The organism is Micromonospora maris AB-18-032, assembly GCF_000204155.1.
Classification (GTDB): Bacteria; Actinomycetota; Actinomycetes; order Mycobacteriales; family Micromonosporaceae; genus Micromonospora; species Micromonospora gifhornensis.
Genome location: NC_015434.1, coordinates 680,402 through 694,237, shown reverse-complemented (window position 1 = coordinate 694,237; position 13,836 = coordinate 680,402). Strand labels below are relative to the sequence as shown.

General features: G+C 65.0%; 11 protein-coding genes. 8 read left to right on the top strand and 3 right to left on the bottom strand.

All coding sequences use genetic code 11. The annotated features are described in order from the left end of the window. The first annotated feature begins 30 nt into the window (after nt 1-30). The 4 genes from VAB18032_RS03225 (at nt 31) to VAB18032_RS03210 (ending at nt 7,424) form a co-directional block, all read left to right on the top strand. Nucleotides 31-372, top strand: a complete 342-nt coding sequence (locus VAB18032_RS03225; protein ID WP_013731343.1) for a CU044_2847 family protein — start codon at nt 31-33, stop codon at nt 370-372. Nucleotides 373-397: 25 nt separating this feature from the next. Further along, nucleotides 398-4,708 carry an nSTAND1 domain-containing NTPase gene (locus tag VAB18032_RS03220; protein ID WP_081476011.1) on the top strand — a complete coding sequence of 1,437 codons (4,311 nt, stop codon included), beginning with the start codon at nt 398-400 and terminating at the stop codon, nt 4,706-4,708. A gap of 960 nt (nt 4,709-5,668) precedes the next feature. After that, a protein-coding gene (locus tag VAB18032_RS30440; RefSeq protein ID WP_162097627.1) for an IS5 family transposase occupies nt 5,669-6,468 on the top strand; the annotation gives its coding sequence in 2 pieces (ribosomal slippage) (nt 5,669-6,005 and nt 6,005-6,468; 801 coding nt in all). A 95-nt stretch (nt 6,469-6,563) separates the two neighbouring features. Further along, nucleotides 6,564-7,424, top strand: a complete 861-nt coding sequence (locus VAB18032_RS03210) for a hypothetical protein (protein ID WP_148272191.1) — start codon at nt 6,564-6,566, stop codon at nt 7,422-7,424. Between the two features lie 9 nt (nt 7,425-7,433). Here VAB18032_RS03210 and VAB18032_RS03205 read toward each other — a convergent pair. Both VAB18032_RS03205 and VAB18032_RS30435 read right to left on the bottom strand, forming a co-directional pair. After that, nucleotides 7,434-8,602, bottom strand: a protein-coding gene (locus VAB18032_RS03205) for an IS3 family transposase (RefSeq protein WP_086011265.1) whose coding sequence is annotated in 2 segments (ribosomal slippage) — nt 7,434-8,315 and nt 8,318-8,602 — 1,167 coding nt in all. Because the reading frame shifts where the segments join, the coding sequence is not laid out codon by codon here. A 38-nt stretch (nt 8,603-8,640) separates the two neighbouring features. Beyond that, nucleotides 8,641-8,973, bottom strand: coding sequence for a ScoMcrA-related endonuclease (locus tag VAB18032_RS30435; RefSeq protein WP_148272190.1), 333 nt, complete (start codon nt 8,971-8,973; stop codon nt 8,641-8,643). Nucleotides 8,974-9,226: 253 nt separating this feature from the next. On the opposite strand from VAB18032_RS30435, the gene VAB18032_RS29890 reads away from it, so the two are divergent. The 4 genes from VAB18032_RS29890 (at nt 9,227) to VAB18032_RS30430 (ending at nt 12,792) form a co-directional block, all read left to right on the top strand. After that, nucleotides 9,227-10,222 carry a DUF4928 family protein gene (locus VAB18032_RS29890; RefSeq protein ID WP_158309489.1) on the top strand — a complete coding sequence of 332 codons (996 nt, stop codon included), beginning with the start codon at nt 9,227-9,229 and terminating at the stop codon, nt 10,220-10,222. Between the two features lie 143 nt (nt 10,223-10,365). Beyond that, entirely contained in the window at nt 10,366-11,544 is a 1,179-nt protein-coding gene (locus VAB18032_RS03185; protein ID WP_013731335.1) for a DNA cytosine methyltransferase, read from the top strand. Next, nucleotides 11,537-12,316 (top strand): GIY-YIG nuclease family protein, encoded by a 780-nt coding sequence (locus tag VAB18032_RS03180; protein WP_198408921.1) that lies wholly within the window; start codon nt 11,537-11,539, stop codon nt 12,314-12,316. The genes VAB18032_RS03185 and VAB18032_RS03180 overlap by 8 nt, the downstream gene beginning before the upstream one ends. 56 nt (nt 12,317-12,372) lie before the next feature. After that, a complete protein-coding gene (locus tag VAB18032_RS30430; RefSeq protein WP_081476240.1) occupies nt 12,373-12,792 on the top strand; it encodes a very short patch repair endonuclease in 420 nt (139 codons plus the stop codon). 1 nt (nt 12,793) lies between these two features. On the opposite strand, the gene VAB18032_RS03175 is transcribed toward VAB18032_RS30430, so the two are convergent. Next, complete coding sequence (locus tag VAB18032_RS03175) at nt 12,794-13,168, bottom strand: DUF6308 family protein (protein ID WP_269764249.1); 375 nt, start codon at nt 13,166-13,168, stop codon at nt 12,794-12,796. Nucleotides 13,169-13,836: the final 668 nt, after the last annotated feature.

The window sequence follows — 13,836 nt, the reverse complement described above, 5'->3', positions numbered from 1 at the left end:
GGTCAGGACGGCGATCGGTAGGGTCGCGCCGTGGCGTACTACCTTGAGGTGCCTCTGACTGACGGCGGGACGATCCTCTTCGATATCACGAGCCGGGTAGAAGGTGTCGTGCCCGCAGGGAAGCAAGAGGTGGTCGAGCGCATGGGGGAATCCCTCGAACGCGTTCTCGACAGGCTGCAGCCCGTTACCGAGGCCCTGGTAGGCAGACTCACCCGTTTGCGTGACTCGCCGGACCGAGTCGCCGTTGAGTTCGGGGTCTCGCTCTCCGGCAAGACCGGCGTAGTGATCGCCGAGGCATCGACCCAAGCCCACTTCACGGTTACCGTCGAGTGGAACCGTGGTAGGGGCCAGCAGCCTACCGCAGGCGAGTGAACGCCTCGATGAGTAGCTAATCGGGGTGGACGGCGACCATATGACGACGATCGGAGATGTTCCTTCGGCGGGCGCAACGATGACACCCGCGCTGGTGCGGCTCTTGGAGGGCGACGGCACCGCATGCGGGCTCGGCCTCTTGGTGACAGGGCGGCAGGTCGTGACCTGCGCGCACGTCGTTAACCTCGCGCTTGGGTTACCTCACGAGGCAACCGACCAGCCGGGAACCCCGGTGCAACTGGATTTTCCGTTCATCGCACCTGGTCAGCGTTACACAGCTGAGGTGGTGGCTTGGCAGCCCTCGTATCCAGATGGATCTGGAGACATCGCGGGACTCCGACTTCACGTCGATCCTCCGGAAGGGGTTAAGCCCTGCCCACCAGCGAACGTGGATAATCTACAGGGTCATGGTTACCAGGTCTTCGGTTTCACGCCCGCGCACCCTACTGGGGTATGGGTCAAAGGCGAGATCCGCGGACCCGACGTGTCCGGGTACGTCCAGCTGGGCGGAGACCCAACTGGTGGCCCACGGTTAGCACCAGGTTTCAGCGGCGCTCCCGTGTGGGATGAGGAACTGCAGGCTGTGGTGGGTATTGCCGGCCGCGCGACCATTGGACGAACGCCGTCGGGCGGCTACTGCCTGCCGACAAGGCTGCTGGTCAGGGCGTGGCCAGAGCTTGAGGAACAGATCCGTCCGCCGAACCCGTACCGTGGTCTACTTCCCATGCGTGAGAATGACGCTAGGAACTTTTTCGGCCGTGCGCAGGCATCGCGGCGGCTGGCTTCTCAGCTCCCGCACGGACGGCTGAGCCTGGTCATGGGCCCAAGCGGCTCTGGGAAGTCCTCTGTGATCCGTGCTGGCGTGTTGCCTCTGCTGCGGGTTCGGGACGATCTGCTGATCGCCCTATGTCGACCAGGCATGGCTCCCGTCCCATCGTTGACTCGGACATTGGCCGAGGCTGCAGGCGTCGGGCTACCGCAAGAGCCGGGATCGGGGCAGGAGGTGGTGAGCCGTGCGGCTGACGGCTCCGCCTCGAGACAGGCTGACGCCGGTGGGGCGCACTGGGCAGGGGAGCTCGAAGGTGCGCTGAAGCGGACCGGCCGAGAGCGCCTGTTCTTGATCATCGATCAGTTTGAAGAGCTGTTCTCACACCCGAGACAGACCAGATCTGATTTCGCCCGCCTGATCGGAGTCCTGGCTGGCGCGACTCGGCCGGACGGGAGACCGTTGTGCTGTCTAGTCTTGGTCGCCCGCAGTGATTTCGCCGACGAGATAACCGAGACAGGCTCTCTGGCTGATGCGCTGGCGCTCGGCCGTGACGACCCAACCACAGGCGTACATTACCTCCTGCCTATGACGGACGTTGAGTTGCGGGAGGCGATTGAGGGACCGCTCGAGCAACTGCGGGTGACCCGGTATGAGCATGGTCTCGTCGACCGGCTGATGCGTGACGTACGGCGCCTGGACAATCCATTAGCGCCGCTGGCGTTCACCCTTACCAGATTGTGGGAGCTGCAGCAGGGTGGCCGCGTCTCGCTAGCTGCATACGAGGCCCTAGGCGGGGTTGCTGGAGCGATGCGGGAGCATTTCGACCGTGTCATGGACGAAGAGCTAGATTCAGCCGACCGGGAGACGGCACGACTGTTGCTGCTCAGGCTAACGGCACCCGACGGTCGCGGTGGTCACATCCGTAGGTCGGTTGCCCGTGACGAGCTCGATCAACGAGATTGGACGATCGCCCGGCGGCTCGCCGGTCGCCGGATCATCACGATCATGAACAGCCCTGGCGGTGGCGAGGCGGTCGAACTGGCCCATGAGGCGCTCCTCGCTGAATGGCCTCGACTACGTGCTTGGCTCGATGAGGAAAAGGACTATCTGGGCTGGCGCAACACGCTGAGTGGTGCGATGGAGATGTGGGTGACATCGGGCTGCCGCTCCAACAAGCTGCTTGACCGTGCCGACCTCACGGTCTCATTGGCCGCCATTGAGCGGTGGGAGGAGCGGCTGACCTCCTCCGAGCGTGCCTTCATCAAACGCAGTCAGCTCCACCAACGGCGGACCCGGTTACTACTGATCGCTGGCTCCACCGTCGCAACGATGGTCGTCGCCGCCTTGGTGTTCGTCGTCGGCTCCTTCCGCGGGATCGTGGACTCAGTCGACACTGATGTGGCCAGCCGTGCCTCTCGCAGCATGGTCAGTTGGAATACAAATATCGTCCAGGCTCTACCTTCCAATCTGGCCGCGTACCGGAGGTATCCGACGCTAGAGGCTCGACAGGCACTCGCCCGCTGGGATGAGCGGGCAGCGCTGGTGGAGAAGATCAGGCCGGGAGAGGTGGCAGCGCCCTACCACAATGCGATTTTGAGCCCAGACAAGCGGCATGTGTTGGGACGTTGGGCCCCCGGCTGGCGTGAGATGCTCTGGGATATAGAACGGCCGGGGCCACCGGACATCACCATCGGCGAGCCGGACGAGCCGGCAAGCGGCCATACCTTCACAAGTGATGGCGCGCAGGTGATCTATGCCAGCGACGACCAGATTGTCTTCTGGGAGGTACAGCGTCGCAGCGCAGCGCGTAGCGTCCCGATTCGGGCCCCACGTGACGGAGCGATCTTGGGAATCGCGATCTCGGCTGACGGCAGGACGATCGCCTACTACGACGGGAGTTCCGCCTACGTCGCCGACGCCAGAACTGGCCGGCTCCTCTCCGGCCCCTTCCGCGCACGTCCTAACGCACACTCGAAGGTCACGCCCACCCTGTCATTCGACAAGGAGGACCGTCACCTATCGTACTCCAGTGACCAGGACGATTGGACGATCGATTGGCGTTCCGGAAAAGAAGTCAACGACGCCAATTCAGCCATGGCGGTCGACGATACCAAGGGTGTTGACGAACCATACTGTGTCGATGGGCGCGACAGCGTGAAGAGCCACATCGTCATGGGCGGCAGTCAGATTGTGGAATTACCCCGCGAATGCCGCGGCTACAATATCAAGGTCGATCGAGCCACCGGCGATCTGTTGCTGTTCTACAACGCGGCCGATCCATCTCTGCGATCAGCCCCGGCCGACGAGGTGCTGGAAATTTACGACCTTGGCAACGGTGCGCGGCGCGGCAAGTTCCGCATTCCAGACGGCGCGGTGGTGGCCGTGGAGCCGTCACCGGAGGGCGCACGGGTAATCCTGGCCCCAGGAGACGGCTACGTTCTGCTACGTATCCCGCCTCCGGATACGTTAGCGCGCGAGTTGAGTGTTGCGACTTCGGCCGCCCTCACCCCTGACGGTCGGCACGTCGCGACTCTCAGCGTAGAGGGGACACTGGGGCTCTGGGACGTAGACACCGGCCAGCGACTGCAGGCGGTGAACGATCCTCGACTGCGCGCCGCGACCCCGCGTAGGGCATCCGTGGTGATATCCCCGGATGGGGGTCGTGTTGCCGCGATCGGCGATGGCCATGTCCGGACAATCGGCGTGACGGCCCCAAACACGGTAGCCGCTTGGAACATCAGTGAGCAAGACGGCTGGAAGCCTCAAGAGACTGATAATGAAAGCTACCGGAGATTGACTGCCAGCTTCACCGACGCCGGGAACCTGCTGATCAGATCCGGCGATCTGATCAGCAGGTGGGACGCGATAGCCGGCCTTCGGATCGGCGAACCCCTGACCCTTCCGATCCAAACTTACGCCCAAGGCTGGTCCGCGCGACCGGCAACCACTCAGTTCGCGATCACCCAGCACAAGACGAACGTGATCGAGCTGTGGGATATCGAGCGCCACGCATTGGTGACCAGCTACCATCTCCCGGCAGACGGAAGCCCTCATCACCAGCCCACAGTTGTCTTCGACGATGCGGGTCGGCTAGCGGCTATACACCGGGCGCCCCGCAACCCGATCGTCATTGACGCCGACAGCGGGGACGAGGTGGCACGCTTGCCGCTCTTTGGTAAAGGCATCGGACTAAGCGCCGAACCCCAATGGGAGTCCGGGTTTTCCTCACCACTCTCCTTCGCTGGAGACCGGACTCTCATCCTGAGCTATCGGAACGTCCTACACGCTTGGACCTGGCCGCGCTGGTACGACCCCTTCACGGCTGATGAAGTCGCAACCTGGCCCTCGGTTGAGTGGCCCGGTACGGGCATCGACCGTCATGCCCGCACCGTACTGCTCCCCAACCCCACTGGAGGGTGGTGGATACGGTCTACAGACCCGGAACAATGGCGAGCAGTATTGTGCGAGTTATTCATCGAAGGCAACCTGATCGATCACGAATACACCAAGGCAAATGTAACAGAGGCCACAAGACTAGCCGGCCGGTCACTCTGCGGCAAAGAGTGACCGAAGGATGCAAGAACTGTGCTCGGGAAGCCGGACCCGAAACCCCCTACGGCCTTCGGGTCCGGTTGCTCGACATCGCCGGCCCAGCCGCCCTATCTAGCAGCGGCTGGATGTCAGCAAACGGTTTCCAACCGCAATCATACGCCCGGCTTCAGCTCAAGCTCTCGTGCAGGCCGTCGCGCTTGTTGACTGGCCATGCAGTTCGCGATGCCCCTGCCCCCTGACGTTTGGGCGAGATGAACCATGCCTCGAGACGGTGGCGCGGCCGAGACCGAGCAAGTCGCCGACGTCGGCTGGCAGTTCGCCGGACGAAGAGGAGTGCGCCGCCGAACGGTGCACTCAGTTGGCCTCCAAACTGGACAGTCGCAACATTACAGACTACGCGTAGCTCTTGCGACCGATCCCCAAGCGCGCCGATGAGGCTTCCCCAGGGGTCATTCCGCAAGTTCGGATTGAGCTTCCCCCGGTTTTACGGACACCTGAGGTGAGTTGGTCGACGGCTTCCAGGCGTCCAAGGCCAGCACAGCGTGCGCCAGGGGCGGGTCGCTGAAGAGTGCTTCGTTGATCTGACGAACTCGCACGTCGAGCGACTCAACCTTGGTCTCACCGTAGTACGTATTCAGTTCGTCGAGTAGCGTTGCGACCGCATCGACATGGACGGGACTGGCTCAGCCGACACTACGTCTATCAAGACGCCTGCACCGTGCCATGTCGGGCCGAGGCGATCCGTTCACTGTGGTGGGCGCCGGACCCGTGCTCGCCGCTTTGGTCGTTCGTCAGAGCGCGTGAAGCCTGCGCCACAGCCGTCTGTCGGTGCGTTTCCACAGGGCTTTGGGTGTGATGGTCGTACCCGTCGCCGAGCCCGAGGGTAAGAGCTCCTAACGAAATGGTGTTGGGCGTGTCCTCGGGACGCGAGGATCGTTCTGTCTGGATGTGAGGAGGGGCGAGCAGCCGCCGTGGATCGTCTCGGACGATCTGTGGGCCGAGATCGCGCCGCTGCTGCCGCCTCGTCCGCCTCGGCGGCATCGGTTCCCGGGCCGTAAGCCTCTCGATGACCGCAAGGTGTTGTGCGGGATCTTGTTCGTTCTCTACACCGCGATCCCGTGGGAGTACCTGCCCCAGGAACTCGGCTTCGGCTCAGGCATGACCTGCTGGCGCAGGTTGCGGGACTGGAACGACGCCGGCGTGTGGCAACGACTACATGAGGTGCTGCTGGGCAGACTCCGGGCCGCCGGGCAGTTGGACATGTCGCGGGCGGTGATCGACGGCTCCCACGTCCGGGCGCTCAAGGGCGGCCCAAAACCGGTCCGAGCCCGGTCGACCGCCGCAAGCCAAGCTCGAAACACCACGTCATCACCGACGCGGGCGGTATCCCCCTCGCCACGGCGCTGACCGGCGGCAACCGCCACGACGTCACCCAACTGCTGCCCCTGGTCGACAAGATCCCACCCATCAAGGGCATCCGAGGCCGGCCCCGGCACAGGCCCGACCGGATCTACGCCGACCGTGGCTACGACTTCGACAAGTACCGACGCCAGCTACGCGCCAAGGGCATCACCCCGGTCATCGCCCGACGCGGTGTCCCACACGGCTCCGGACTGGGCACCCGACGCTGGGTCGTCGAGCAGACCATCGCCCTGCTGCACTGGTTCCGCCGCCTACGGATCCGCTGGGAGATCCGAGACGACATCCACGAAGCATTCCTGACCCTCGCCTGCGCCATCATCTGCTGGCGCAGGCTTCAACACTCAAAGAGTTAGGACCTCTTAGATAGTATCCGGTTCACGGCGATCCAGCGGGGACCAACGAACGTCAGTGAGTCGGACGGCTACGGCGGCCGAGGAGATTGGCAACGATGGTGGAGGCAGATTGGCGCAAGGTCGTGACTGCGCTTCATCGCCAGGCCACGCGTCCGACCGAAGACCAACGGTCGATTGCCGCGGCGCTTGGTCTTCGCTTGAGCAGCCGTACGCCGGAACCCGTCGCAGCAGCTTTGCTGAAGCGTCGATTGCAGCCTGCATTGCGCCTTGCCGCGCCGCGACACTTCAGCGAGGCCGAGTACGAGTATCTCGCGGGCCTGGCCGACAGTGTCGGACTGTCCGTACCGAACCCTGACGGCTTGGCTGATAGGGATGAACTCGACGCGTGGATCTGGGTGGCACGGGCCAGGCAGTCGATCACCCACCTGAGGCGCCTGAAACCTCGAGCGGACGACGTCGTGGTCGCCGTCGACCGACGCACCGGCGGTGACCGGCATGGCGTGGTCACCTCGCTCGGTGCGACAGGAAGGTTGAACTTCAAAGGTGGCCGCGGCGGTCACACGTGGCCCCAGTTCGTAACCGAAATCCTCCGACCTGGTGAGACCGAGTATGCGGAGAAGTGCCGGCTGGCCCGTGAGGAGGTGGCCGCCCGCATCACGCGACCTCACCTCGTCTCCCAAGGCGATCTGAAACGGCTTGCCCCGTGGAAGGTGGAAGCACCACCCGGATTGGCCGCGCTTGAGGCGCTCACTGATGCACTTAACGCGGCCACGGAGGAGCGACCAATGCAGGTAGTCGTGGAGAAGCACCCTGCCTTGCTGGCCAACATGACGTCCGGCCATCACGGCACTTGGGTGATCCCGCAGGTACGGTTCAGTGACCATTACGTGGCCGATTTTCTCGTCGCCAGCGACACATCGGCGGGCTTGAGGGGGGTCTGCTGCACCGATAGGTGACAGTCGTAGTCACGCGGCCTGACTGGCCGGTGGGGTCATGATGGTCTCGTACTCGATAGGGGTCAACCGGGACAGGGATCGTTGGCGTCGACGGCGGTGGTAAGTCCGTTCGACCCAGGTCACGATCGCGGTCCTCAACTGCTGCCGGGTCGTCCAGGTTCGGCGGTCGAGGACGTTGTTCTGCAGCAGGCCGAAGAACGACTCCATGGCAGCGTTGTCACCGGCGGCGCCGACCCTGCCCATCGACCCGATCATGTGGTGCTGGTGGAGGGCACGGACGAATTTCCGGCTTCGAAATTGCGACCCGCGGTCGGTGTGCAGCACGCAGCCGGCCACGTCACCACGGCGGGCTACGGCGTTGTGCAGGGCGTTGACGGCCAGCCTCGACTTCATCCGTGAGTCGATGGAGTAGCCGACGATCCGGTGGGACCACACGTCCTTGATCGCGCACAGGTAGAGCTTGCCCTCACCGGTTCGGTGTTCGGTGATGTCGGCCAGCCACAACCGGTTCGGGCCGTCGGCGGTGAAGTCCCGCTGGACCAGGTCATCGTGCACTGGCGGACCGACCTTGCCGCCCTTGCCCCGACGCTTGCGCTTGCTGAACGCGCTCCACCAGCCCATGCCCGAGCAGATCCTCCAGGCGGTGCGCTCGACCATCGGCTGGCCGGCATCGCGGGCCTCATCGGCCAGGAACCGGTATCCGAACTCCGGGTCGTCGCGATGCGCGTCGAACAACGCGTCCGCCCGGTACGCCTGCGCCAGTTCAGCGTCGGTGACACGGCGGGCAAGCCACCGGTAGTAGGGCTGACGAGCGATGTTCAACACCCGGCACGTCACCGCCACGGGGATCCCGTCGGCGGCCAGCTCGCTCACGAGCGGGTAGAGCCTTTTCCCGGCAGATGCGCCTGCGACAAATACGCAGCGGCCCGACGCAGGACCTCGTTCTCCTGCTCCAACAACCTGATCCGCTTACGCGCCTCCCGCAGCTCGGCCGACTCGCTGCTGGACGTCCCAGGGGTGGCACCGGCGTCGATGTCGGCCTGGCGCAACCACTTGAACAAGGTCATCGGGTGCACCCCGAAGTCCTTGGCGATCTGCTCAACCGTCACGCCTGGATCACGGTCACGAGCGACACGCACGACATCATCACGGAACTCTCGGGGATAGGGCTTGGGCACAGCGACATCCTTCCAGCCTGCCCACAAGGCAAGCCATCTCAGATGTCACCTATCGGTGCAGCAGACCCGATCTCGTCCCATGCCCAGGGCGGGTTACGGTGAGTCCGGGTGACGAAGCCAAGTCGTCGAAGGTGGTGGACGACGCTCGCTTCTCCGCCGGTGAAGTCACCGGAGCGTAGGAACTCGCCCTGGCTGACCCCATGGGCGTAGCCCATGATCGCCTTTGAGTCGTACTGACGGCCGTTCACCTCCAGAAAGTACGTCCGGGCGGTCCCGAAACCGTACTTGTCCAGAAACGCGTCCCGGCCAAGCTTGTCGAACTCCTTGACCGCGGCGAGGACATCGGACCGTGTCACGTCAGCAAGGCGCACAGACGAGATCGTAAGCGACAAGTACAGTACCCCGAAGCCCCGCTGACCGCAGATCCCCAGGTTAGAACGGGCGCGTCTCGGCTGCATCAGTCGACCGGGCTCGGACCAATTTGGTCCGACTTCGAGCGCCCGAAGTGGGAGCCGTCGTTCACAACCCGGGACATGTCCAACTGCCCAGCACCGCTTGTGCCGTTCTCACCCGCAGGTCGCTCCTCGTAAGATGCTCAAGTTGCTGGCAGGGTGGGGGTGCATCATGGACTCAGACCAGGCGACCGCCAAGCCGATTGCGGACGACCTGATCGCTTCGCTCGAGCACTGGCGGGAGACCAAGCGCGGCAAGAAGGGCACCATAAGCGCCAACGTGTTCTGCGCTGGCCTGTACGTAACGGAGTATCTCGGGGGCAAATACCCTTTGCAGCGGTCCGACTACCTGGCCGACTCGCAGGTAAGGGGGGCCAGCGGAGCGACCGCGAAGAACATCCTGAGCCGCCATGGCGAGGATCGCGACTTCCTGAAGGAGGGCGGGCGTACGTCCCGCATGACCAAGGAAGTCGCCGTCGAGATTGTCGATCTGCTCGACAAACACCCTCGTTCGGATGACCTCCGTCGGCTGCCTCTCGATGAGCTAGCCGCCGTCGCGCGAACGCTGCAGGCTTGGTTCGTCGACCAGATCAAGGTCGAGTACTTCGGCAAGCAGCGGATCAAGGCGGAGTTCTCGCCGACGACTCCCATGAAGTTGGTCGTCTCCGCGCTGCTCAAGTCAGCACAGGAGCGGGGCGGCAACACCGCGGGCGCGGTGGCGCAGCATCTCGTGGGCGCAAAACTCGCACTTCGGTTCCCTAAGCTGGAGATCAGCAACGACAGCTACACCACCGCTGACGTCCAGACGTCCCGCCCCGGCGACTTCCTGGTGGGCGACACGGCGTTTCACGTGACGATGAGTCCGAGTCAGCCCTTGTTCGAGGGCCGGTGCAAGTCGAACCGGAAAGCCGGATTTCGGTCCCGAGTGCTCGTGCCCGAGAGCAGACTCGCCGCCGCCGCGCAGCTGGCGGATCTGGCGCGACTCGGCGACTACGTGGCCGTGCAGTCCGTGGAGGACTTCGTGGGCACCAACGTCGAGGAGATGGCCGGCTTCCGCGAGCAGGAGATTCGGTCGCACCTGCGACTGCTGCTGGATACCTACAACCACCGAGTTGCAGGGGTGGAGAGCGATCCATCGCTCTTGATCGAGCTGCCCGAGAACTTGTAGCCGCCGCCGGGCGGGGCATGGCCGACATCCCCTGATCTTCCCCGGTGCCAGATGGTTCGGTGCTGAGGGCCGTGGACGATGCGGCGCGACCCGCCGCAGCCCGCCGGCCGGTGGATCAAGCTTAGGTTTGTAATGTTAGGCCCGTGACCCAGCTAGCGTTGATCCGTTCCGATGCCGGCACTGCCAAGCCCACCGCTGCCGAGTTCTTCGCTGGCATAGGCCTCGTCCGACTGGGTCTGGAGGACGCCGGCTTCAAGGTCATCTGGTCGAACGACATCGAACCGGACAAGAAGGAGATGTACGTCCGCCACTTCAACGACCCCGAAGGCACACACACCTACAAGCGCGGTGACATCGCAGACGTCAGAGGCCCGCAAATGGTCGACGAATTGAGCCTGGCCTGGGCGTCGTTTCCCTGCACCGACCTGTCCCTGGCTGGGGCGCGACGCGGCCTCGCCGGCAGCGAATCGGGCACTTTCTGGCATTTCGTGCGAGTGCTGAGGGAGATGGGCGACCGCAAGCCGCCCGTCGTGGCTTTGGAGAATGTCGTGGGCTTGGCCACCAGCCACGGCGGAGAGGACTTGGCCGCCGCGATCCGCGCCCTCAACGATCTCGACTACTCGGTGGACGTCCTTACGCTCGACGCCCGCCGCTTCGTGCCGCAGTCACGCCCACGGCTGTTCCTCGTCGGCGCGCTCGAGCCCCCAGCCGACGAGCCCGTGCCCAACAGCGAGCTGCGGCCGGACTGGCTACAGGCGCCGTTCGGCGATCCAGGCTTGCGCACCCACCGCGCCTTGCTGCCGGCGCCCCCACCGCCGAAGACCACCGGCTTGACCGAGCTCGCGGACAAGCTCCCGCCCGACAGCGAGCTCTGGTGGGACGACCAGCGCCAAGCGGCCTTCGTCAGCTCTCTGTCGCCGATCCAGGCCGAGCGGCTGGAGACCCTGCGCAAGGGCCGCAAGATCTCCCGCCGGACTGCGTACCGGCGCACCCGCGCCGGGAAGCCGACCTGGGAGATCCGCCCCGATGACATCTCCGGCTGCCTGCGCACCGCTCGAGGCGGGTCCTCGAAGCAAGCAGTGGTCGAGGCCGGACAGGGCAAGGTCCGGGTGAGGTGGATGACCCCACGGGAGTACGCGAAGCTGATGGGCGCCGCCGATTACCGCCTCGACGGACTGCGCACGAATCAGGCCCTCTTCGGTTTCGGCGACGCGGTGTGCGTGCCGGTGGTGGCGTGGCTCGGCCGCGAGTACCTGATGCCGCTCGTGCGCGGCGAGCTGCGCTCCGCCGAGTCGCCGCGCCTGGCGGTGGTGGGTGCCTAGCATTCCTCGGCCGGCCCGCAACTCGCTGCCAGCTCCAGCGGTCCGCGACTTCCGGGGAATGCTGGACGCGGCGCTCAACGCACGGGACGAGCACGGCCGGCAGTGGTCAGATGCCCGCTGGGGCTGCTACGCGTTCTACGACTACGACGGTGAGCCGATCTATGTTGGGCAGACCAACGAACGGCTGCGCGCGCGGGTGCGACGGCACCTGACCAACCAGCGCACCGACGCGGTGGCCATGCGCATCCTCGACGTCTTCGAAGTCGCCGAGATGGAACTGTGGCCGCTGTGGGAGTTTGAAGACGTCGCGGGTAAACGACACCCGGACTACGCGGCAGCCCAGCAGAGACTCAACGCGGTCGAGTACACCGCGTACCTCAAAGCGATCCGGGAGAGCCGCTTCAAAGCCATCCTCAACGAGAAGATCCCACCAGTCTCCCCGACCATCGACCTGCCCACCTCCGGCCGGTTTTCCCTCATCAGCGACGCCACCCGCCGCGAGAGGGGACATCCGGACATCCGCATCGCCCGCCGCGCCGAGACGATCTCCCGGCTCGCCGCGGTCGCCCATGAGCGGGGCGAGGTCTCCGACGGCCTGCGACGGGTGCTGGTCATCCAAGGCGTCCGGCTGGCCTACATCGCCGCTGTCCGCCTCGCCTACGCCGAAGGACGACCGCCCCCCGACCCCTCCGCCATCGACGTCACCGGTCTCGTCGGCAGCGTGCTGTTCGAGCACGAAGACAACCCCGGCCTCTTCGACGCGAACGGGTAGCGGGCCGGGCGCGACGAGCACCAGACGGCAGGACCGTCTTGATAGAGGTGAACGACATGCCAGAACAGTCGTGGGCCTCCAGCCCCGCGACTCGGCGCGCCATGCAGGGCAACCGCAGCCGCGACACTACCCCCGAAGTGGCGCTGCGCCGGGCGCTGCACGCTAGAGGTTTGCGCTACCGCGTCTGCGCCCAACCGCTTCCGAACCTGCGACGCAAGATCGACGTCGTCTTCCGCACAGCCCGCGTCGCGGTCGAAGTCTACGGCTGCTTCTGGCATGGCTGCCCCCAGCACCACCGACAGCCAACAGCGAACAACGAGTACTGGCGCGAAAAGATCACCAGAAATATGGACCGCGATCGACGAACCTGCCAGGCACTCGAGGACGCTGGCTGGCTGCTTATCGTCGTGTGGGAGCACGAGGACGTGAACCTAGCGGCACAACGCATCGTAGAGGCGGTGCGAACCCGCCGATGATTCACTCCGCTTGAAGGATGAGCGTCGATGGGCACGGCACCGTTTCGAGCACCAGCTTGGCCCCCATTTGTGACTGGATCCGGTTGACCCGGTCGTAGACGGGGATGAGCTGGGGATGCTTGTGGACCATGACCTTGCCGGCGATCACGAAGTCGATGCCTGTCTGCGAGTCCAGCAGGCGCAGGCCCGGTCGGCAGCGTGCCCGTCGGCTACCCGGTCCGCCGCGCGATCGGCCCAGTTCGACGTCGGTGGGGATCTGGGCGAGCAGGCCGATGGCGGTCTCGGCCGGCACGGTCACCGACAACAGCTGCACCGCGACGAGGTCGTCGTCGGTAATACCGCCACCGGCGAGGGCCTTCGAACCTGGGACCGCTATACGGGTGGGGCCGGCATAGTTCTGAACCTGCCCTGGCTCGCCAATCGGCTCACTGAACTGTGGCAGCAGTAGACGTCCAGCTCTGGCACCGCCGTCGTGGCCACAGCCACGCCGCTGGCCGTCGAAGGTCTAGCTGGAGTCGCCGCCGCAGCTGCTGAAGGCGGCGGGACCGGCTATGGACCATCCGGGGCTCCCAGAAATGGCTGGATACCCGCCACAGGATGGCCCAGGCCAGTCGGCAGGGACATAAGCCGCAACCTCCGCGCCGGCACCTGCACGGTCAAGCATTCGTAATCGGGGAACGCTTTCGACTCACCGGCGCAGGCGTCGCGGCGCAGTACGGACTATCCGTCACCGCAGGCCACAGAGGTTGAAAGGCTGACGTCCGTCGGCGTGTCTGCGTGAGCTGGGTCGATCGGTTCGGTAAGCCGGAGGTATGAGGTATCCGGCTGGTGGTGGCATGAACGCGGCAGCCCCCGTCCGGCGTGAGAAGGTCCGGATCCAGGCCGCAACGATGTTCGAGAAGCCCGCACCGACCGCGCATATCGCCGCTGAGCTGCGGGTCTCTGGGAAAGTCGGTGCGTCTGTGGCGGCGGCAGTGGACTGCTGGCGAAACGGAGGCGCTGGCGTCAGCCGGGCCGGGTGGCTCGGACTGCAAACTCTCCGCT

Excerpts from the sequence above, each read along its gene's own strand:
- VAB18032_RS03210 (WP_148272191.1), top strand. The coding sequence starts at position 6,564 with ATGGTGGAGGCAGATTGGCGCAAGGTCGTGACTGCGCTTCATCGCCAG.
- VAB18032_RS30430 (WP_081476240.1), top strand. The coding sequence starts at position 12,373 with ATGCCAGAACAGTCGTGGGCCTCCAGCCCCGCGACTCGGCGCGCCATG.
- VAB18032_RS29890 (WP_158309489.1), top strand. The coding sequence starts at position 9,227 with ATGGACTCAGACCAGGCGACCGCCAAGCCGATTGCGGACGACCTGATC.